Origin of the sequence: Mycobacterium sp. 1245111.1 (assembly GCF_001673405.1) — a bacterium.
GTDB lineage: Bacteria > Actinomycetota > Actinomycetes > Mycobacteriales > Mycobacteriaceae > Mycobacterium.
Window position 1 is genome coordinate 1 of sequence record NZ_LZLV01000157.1, and the last position, 1,419, is coordinate 1,419.

The 1,419-nt window shown below is 69.8% G+C and carries 1 protein-coding gene; it reads right to left on the reverse strand.

The window, feature by feature from the left end:
* Positions 1–1,419, reverse strand: a 1,419-nt coding sequence (locus A5658_RS26800; RefSeq protein WP_197503234.1) for an HNH endonuclease signature motif containing protein, incomplete at both ends; no start/stop codon positions are given.

Genomic DNA, 1,419 nt, shown 5'->3' on the forward strand with positions numbered 1-1,419 from the left:
TAGAAGGGCGGGGGCTGGTCGTCTTGGGCCGGGGGTGCGGGTCCGCATGAAACAGCTTGGTGCGCTTGATGATTGAGATGTCGCTGCGCGGCGATGTAGTGGGCGCGGTTTTGGGCGCGGGTGCGTCGACGGCGGGGCATCATCGCGGTCCGGTCGGCACAATGTGGGCGATGCGGTGTGGGGTTCAAAGTGGTGGTGGGTGTGCACAGCTGGGGAAACAGCAAGGCGCTGCCCGGGGTGGTGACGTAGGTCTGCCCACCTGGCGAGGTCCAGATGACGGTGGCGTCGGGAAGCTGTTGATCGTGCCAGCCCCAGAACGTCTTCAGCAGATGATGACGCCGGCATAGGGCTTTGAGGTTGGAGGCATGCGTGGGACCGCCGTCGCCGTACGCGACGGTGTGGTCGAGGTCGCAGCGCGTCGCGGGCTCCTCACAGCCGGGGAAGCGGCAGGTCAGGTCGCGGCAGCGGACGAAGTCGGCCAACGCCCGCGACGGGGTGTAGCCGGCTTCCGGTGGCGCGTCGGCCGGGTGCAGCAGGGGCCGCAGCGTCGCCGAGCGCGCCAGCTCGGCGACCAACTCAGCCGGGATCAGCGCGTCGGCCCCGATCATCGAACCCGGCACCTGGCCCGTACCGTCGAGCGCCGCCTCGTCGGCGATCACGTGGATCACCACCGGGCTCGGCGACGGCGTCGAGGCGGCCGCGCAATCGGGGCGTCCGCAGCGACAGACCAGCCGATCGGCGCCGGTGGCCAGTGCGCCCATGGCGTCGGCGCGGCGCTCGCTGCGGGTGCGCGGGTCGTCGGCGCACACGGTGGCGGCCAACGCGTCCAGTCGGGCGTCGACTGCGTGGGCATCGGTGGTGTGCAGCCGTCCGAACATCTCGGTCAACCCGTCGCCGTCGCCCCAGAACGCGACTTCGCGATCACCGCGGCGATCGCGGCGGCGGCGCACCGCGTCCTGATCGGCGCGGGCCACGACCTGATCGACGTATCCGCCCAGTCGGCCCTGGGTGATGCCGATCCACCGCGCCACCTTGAGCGCAAGCTCGACGTCCACGGCGGCCAGCACGTCGGGATCGGTGATCAAGTCGGTGCGGTAGACGATCGTCTGAAACGTCCGATAGTCGATATCGCCGGCCACCAGCAGCGCGCCCACCCGCGGCAGCCGCACCCGCATCGCCCGCGCGTAGTCGAGGTAACTGTCCGCCAGCCCGCGCGTGATACCCAACGCCGCCGCCAACTCAGCCATGATCGCGTCATGGGTGTCGGTGCCCCAGGTCTCGCGCTCACCAAAACGCCGCAACCACAACAGCTCCAGCGCACCGATCACCACCAACCGCCGCCCCGCAGCCCGATTCTCCGCGCGCGCCGCCTCACGCAACTCCCGCATCACCGAATCGAACATACATTCGACTATGCCA